This is a genomic window from Streptomyces sp. TRM64462, assembly GCF_013362995.1.
Lineage (GTDB): Bacteria > Actinomycetota > Actinomycetes > Streptomycetales > Streptomycetaceae > Streptomyces.
The window spans coordinates 1-5,813 of sequence record NZ_JABWDV010000071.1 but is presented as its reverse complement, the minus strand read 5'-3'; the positions used below and the strand labels follow the sequence as shown (position 1 = coordinate 5,813).

Here is a 5,813-nt window from a genome sequence, read left to right as displayed (position 1 = left end):
ACCTGCGGGCCGGCGACGCGTCGGTGGGGGACGCGGTGGAGCGGGCGCTGCGGCAGGCGGGGCGGGTCGTCGCTGCGGCGGGCGGCGACTGGAGCGCGTACCCGGGGGCACGGGAGCGTGGCGCCGAGGCGCTGCCGGCGCGGGTCGCCCGGGTGGCGCGGGGCGCGGGACGGCCGCTGCTCGTCCTTCTGGACGGCCCGGAGGAGATGCCGCCGGCGCTCGCGGCGGACGGGCGGGCGCCGGCCTGGACGGAGGGGACGGCCGGGTGGCTGCGTGACCACGGCGCCCGGCTGGTCGTCGCCTGCCGCCCCGAGTACTGGGAGGAGGCGGGCGCCCTGTACCCGCCCGGCACCCTCCACCGCCCGGACGAGCCGGCCGAGCGGCTGCCGGACGCGGTGCCGGTCGGTGAGCTGGAGGCGGACGAGGCGGAGGCGCTGAGGAACCGGTACGGACTGACGCCCGCGGCCGCCGGGGAACGCGACCCGCTGGTCCTGAGCCTCCTCGCCGAAGTACGGGCCGAGGTACGGGCCGAGGTACGGGCCGAGGTACGGGCCGAGGTACGGGCGGATGCCCTCGGTGCCGTGCCCGACCGCCCCGCCAGGGCGCAGGTCCTCGCCGCCTACCTGGACCTCCTGTGCCTGCGCGTCGCCCGGCGCATCGCGCCCCAGGACGCGCGGCGGCTCGCGCCCCAGGTGGCCGAACACGCCCACGAGGCGGCCCGCCTCTGCCTCGCCACCGGCAACGGCGAACTGCACCGCGAGGCGTTCCAGCACCTGTTCCCGAGGGAGACGGGCTGGGCCTCCGCCGCGCTGGCGGAGCGCCTCCTCGTCCCCGCGGGCCACGGCTACCGCTTCGCCCACGAGGAGCTCGGCGACTGGCTCCAGGCCGGCCACGTCGACGTGGACGCCACCCTGACCGCCCTGCTGCACCCCCGCCCGCCGCAGCCAGGCCGCCAGGAGGGCGCCATTCGGGCGGCCGCCCACCCCGCGGCACCCACCCGAGGTCCCGGCCCTGGATCGTGGGCCCCGCCCTGGGAGCATCGGCCCGCCCGGCCGGCGGACAGCCCCGGACCCGCCGCCCCGACGCCGTGGCCCACCCCCGGCGACACGGAAGGCCGAGCCGGGCCCCCGGGGACGGGGACGGGGACGACCGGACCGGTCCCCGGGCCATCGGACCTGGAGCAGCGCCCCGACAGGGCCGGGGACCGTATGGCCGGGGCCGCCGGGGGCGCGCCTGCGGACGGGGTGCCCGGGTGCGGTGCTGTGGCTCGGTGGCGGGCGGGCGTGGTGCGGCATGCGCTGCTGCGGCTCGAAGTCGCACAGGGGACTGCCGCGTTGGCGCGGCGGCTGGAGGTGCTGGTCGGGGCGGTCGGCGCGGTCGCGGCGGTTGGCGCGGTTGGCGCGGTCGGGGACGGCGGGTGGTGGGCCGGGCGGCTGCTGTACGGGGTGCTGCTCCGGGTCCGGGACGCGCGGCCGTACCTCGGGGTGCTGCGGCTGCTGGCCGCCCGGGTCGCCGCCCGCGGGTCCGCCGACTTCGGGCCGGAGTTCTGGGAGCTGGTACGGGTGGGCGAGGACGAGCGGCTCGATCTGTTCCGGCGGGTGCTGCCCGCCGACGGCGCCCACGCGCGGCCGCGGCATCTGGAGGCCGTCGCGCGGCGGCTCGCGGCCGATCCGCGGGGCGTGCAGCCGCTGCTCTGCCGCTGGTTCACGGACGAGCGGCCGCTGTACGCCGAGCCCGGCGCCCCGGCAGGGCCCACCGTCGCGGGGATCGCCCAGGCCCTGCTCCACACCCACCGGGACCTGGCCGTCGACGACCTGTGCGAGGCGCTCGCCACCACCGTCCACGCCCGCGCCGACGAACTGCTGCGCGCCCTCGTCGACGACGAGCCCTCCGCGATGTGCCGCGCCGTCGACCGATGGGCCCACGACGACCTGCGCCCGGCCCGGCGCGTCGCGGCCGCCGCGTACGGACGGCTGCTCGCCGAACGCGTCACGGACGACGCCGACCGCGAACTGCTCCGCTACGCCGCCCGCGCCCTCCTCGCCCGCCCCGGCGACCCGCACCTGCACGGACACGCGCTCGCCCTCCTCGTCCGCGACCCGCACAGCCGCTCCCGCCACCTCCCGCAGGCCCTGGCCGCGTTCCGGTCCGGCGCCCCCGGCCTGCCCGCCACCGCGCTGCTCACCGCCCTGGTGACGCACCCCGAGCCGGTCCTGGCGGCGTTCCACGCGCGGCTCCGCGACGACCACGGCACGCCCGGCGTGCTCGACGCCCTCGCGGCCGTACGCAGCCCCGCCCTGGCCCGGCGGGCGGCCGCGCTGGTCCGGGCGTACACCGACCGCCACCCCGGGGGCGCCGCGCACATCGCCGCGTACGTGGACCGGTGCCTGGAGCAGGGCCCGTACGCCCGGTCGGTGCTGCTCCCGCTCGTGGAGGATCTGGTGCGCGGCCGTCCCGTGGAGGTCCGCGCCGCGCTCGCCCGCGTCCTCGCGGCGCCCGGCACGCCGGCCTCGCGCCCGGTACGGGACGAACTCCTCGACGTACTCCTGGAGAACGAGCGGTACGCGGGGGCCGACCCTGCCGTACCGGACGCGGTACTGCGGGCCGCGGCGCAGGCGACGGGCGCGCGGCCCGGGGACCGCACCCGGGAGCTGGTGCTGCGGACGGGCACGCTGCTGATCCGTACGCCCGAGGGCGCCACCCGCTTCGACCGGCGGCTCGCCGAGCTGGCCCGCACCGTGGCGGGGTTCGCCGAGCTGGTCAGCGGCTGGCTGGCGGAGGACCCCGGGGCGTGGGCCGCGGTCGTCGGCCCGAGCACCCGCCTCACCATCCAGCGGCTCGCCGCACCACCGCACTCCGCGCCCGCCGGTACGGCCGTGCCCGTGGCCGTACCGGCACGGAGTGCGATGCCGATGCGGGCCGAGCCATGCGGGCATGGCACCCTTAGACCTGCGTATCGGTCATGACGTACTGACGTAGTTGACGTACACGGGTTCGGGCGAGGAGCGGTCACAGTGCAGCGCTGGCGAGGCTTGGAGGAGATTCCCCAGGACTGGGGGCGCAGCGTCGTCACCATCGGTTCCTACGACGGTGTCCACCGCGGGCACCAGCTGATCATCGGCCGGGCCGTGGAACGCGCCCGTGAGCTGGGCGTCCCCGCCGTCGTCGTCACCTTCGACCCGCACCCCTCGGAGGTCGTGCGCCCCGGCAGCCACCCGCCGCTGCTCGCCCCGCACCACCGGCGCGCCGAGCTGATGGCGGAGCTGGGCGTCGACGCGGTGCTGGTCCTGCCGTTCACCACGGAGTTCTCGAAGCTGTCCCCGGCGGACTTCATCGTGAAGGTCCTCGTCGACAAGCTGCACGCGCGCGTGGTCGTCGAGGGCCCCAACTTCCGCTTCGGCCACCGGGCGGCGGGCACCGTCGACTTCCTGGCCGAGCTGGGCGCGACGTACGACTACGAGGTCGAGGTCGTCGACCTGTACGTGACGGGTGAGGCGGGCGGCGGGCAGCCGTTCTCGTCCACACTGACCCGGCGCCTGGTCGCCGAGGGCGATGTGGCGGGCGCCGCCGAGATCCTGGGCCGGCCGCACCGCGTCGAGGGCGTGGTCGTCCGCGGCGCGCAGCGCGGCCGCGAGCTGGGCTACCCGACGGCGAACGTGGAGACCCTGCCGCACACGGCCATCCCGGCGGACGGCGTGTACGCGGGCTGGCTGACGGCGAACGGCGAGCGGATGCCCGCGGCGATCTCGGTCGGTACGAACCCGCAGTTCGACGGGACGGAGCGGACGGTCGAGGCGTACGCGATCGACCGCGTCGGACTCGACCTGTACGGGCTGCACGTGGCCGTGGACTTCCTCGCCTACGTGCGCGGCCAGCAGAAGTTCGGGTCGATCGAGGAACTGCTGGAGGCCATCGCCGCCGATGTGAAGCAGTGCCGGGACCTGACGGCCGCGTACGACGCGGAGTAGGCGGCTCTCCGGTTACGGAAGGAGGGCCCGCACCGCCGTGACGGTGCGGGCCCTCCTGTCGTATGCGCTGCTGTGCTGCTCTGTGCTGTTCTGGCGGCGGCCGGTTACTGCTGGGGCGGCTGCTGCGGCTGCTGCGGCTGCTGCGGCTGGGCCTGCGGGGGCTGCTGAGGCCAGGCCGGTGGCGGAACGGGCGCGTTGGGGTCGGGCTGCTGGCCCGGGTGGCCCGGCTGGCCCTGCTGTGCGTGCTGGCCCGGCTGGCCCTGGGCGGGCGGCTGCTGGGGCCACCCCTGCGGCGGGACACCGGGCTGACCGGCGGCGGGCGCCGGGGGCTGCTGCGGCGCGTACGGCTGGCCGGGCGCGGGCTGACCGCCGTACGGCTGGCCGGCGTACGGCTGCTGCCCCGGCGCGGGCTGACCGGGCATCGGCTGACCGGGCACCGGCTGCCCTGGGAACGGCTGGCCTGGGAACGGCTGGCCCTGGACGGGCTGCCCCGGCACCGGCTGACCGGCCATCTGCTGCCCCGGCATCGGCGGGGCCACCTGCGGGGGCATCCCGCCGTGCCCGTCACCGGTCCACAGCCCCTGCGCCTGCTGCGCCCGCGCGAAGTCCTCGGCGATCAGCGCGGCGAGGTTGAAGTACGCCTCACGGGTCTTCGGCCGCATCATGTCGAGGTCGACCTCGGCGCCGGCCGCCAGATGCTCGTCGAACGGCACCACGACGACGCCGCGGCAGCGCGTCTCGAAGTGCTGGACGATGTCCTCGACCTTGATCATCTTGCCGGTCTCGCGGACCCCCGAGATGACCGTGAGGGACCGCTGCACCAGCTCCGCGTACCCGTGCGCCGACAGCCAGTCGAGCGTCGTCGACGCGCTCGACGCACCGTCGACCGACGGCGTCGAGATGATGATGAGCTGGTCGGCGAGGTCCAGCACGCCGCGCATCGCGCTGTAGAGCAGACCCGTACCCGAGTCGGTGAGGATCACCGGGTACTGGCGGCCGAGGACGTCGATCGCGCGGCGGTAGTCCTCGTCGTTGAAGGTCGTCGAGACGGCCGGGTCCACGTCGTTGGCGATGATCTCCAGACCGGAGGGCGCCTGCGAGGTGAACCGGCGGATGTCCATGTACGAGTTGAGGTACGGGATCGCCTGGACGAGGTCACGGATCGTGGCCCCGGTCTCGCGCCGTACGCGGCGGCCGAGCGTACCGGCGTCCGGATTGGCGTCGATCGCGAGGATCTTGTCCTGGCGCTCGCTGGCGAGGGTGGCGCCGAGCGCGGTGGTGGTCGTGGTCTTGCCGACACCGCCCTTGAGGGAGATGACCGCGATCCGGTAGCAGGAGAGGACCGGCGTACGGATCAGCTGGAGCTTGCGCTGCCGCTCGGCCTCCTCCTTCTTGCCGCCGAGCTTGAAGCGCGACGCGGAGGACGGGTTGCGGCTGCTCTTGGGCTTCTGCTTGGCGTTGCGCAGCAGGCGGTCGGACGACAGCTCGACGGCCGCGGTGTAGCCGAGCGGGGCACCCGGAACGGAGCGCTCGCGCTGGTCGTGGGTGACGGGGGAGGGCCAGGCGCCGCCACTGCGCGGGTCGGCGGGCGCGGGTGCCGGTGCGGGTGCCGGTGTCGGTGTGGGTGCGGTCGGCGCACCGGGCGCGGGGGGCGCCGCCTGCGGGTGCGGAAAGCCGTAGCCGGCTTGCGGCTGGGCCTGCTGGCCGGGCCCGGGATGCGGGAATCCGTACCCGCCCTGCGGCTGCGCGGGCTGGCCGGGCTGCGGGAACCCGTACCCGCCCTGCGGCTGGGCCGGCTGGCCGGGCTGCGGGAAGCCGTAACCGCCCTGCGGCGCAGGGGAGTTC

At 76.4% G+C, this 5,813-nt stretch carries 3 protein-coding genes; 2 read left to right on the top strand and 1 reads right to left on the bottom strand.

The features are described from left to right. Both HTZ82_RS03280 and HTZ82_RS03275 read left to right on the top strand, forming a co-directional pair. A partial coding sequence (locus tag HTZ82_RS03280; RefSeq protein WP_175407729.1) for a serine protease occupies positions 1-2,966 on the top strand: 2,966 nt, incomplete at its 5' end. A 48-nt stretch (positions 2,967-3,014) separates the two neighbouring features. Beyond that, on the top strand, positions 3,015-3,968 hold the full coding sequence (locus HTZ82_RS03275) for a bifunctional riboflavin kinase/FAD synthetase (protein WP_175407728.1): 954 nt from the start codon (positions 3,015-3,017) through the stop codon (positions 3,966-3,968). A 104-nt stretch (positions 3,969-4,072) separates the two neighbouring features. On the opposite strand, the gene HTZ82_RS03270 is transcribed toward HTZ82_RS03275, so the two are convergent. After that, positions 4,073-5,813: MinD/ParA family protein (locus tag HTZ82_RS03270; RefSeq protein ID WP_175407727.1), on the bottom strand; the 1,741-nt coding region annotated here is incomplete at its 5' end.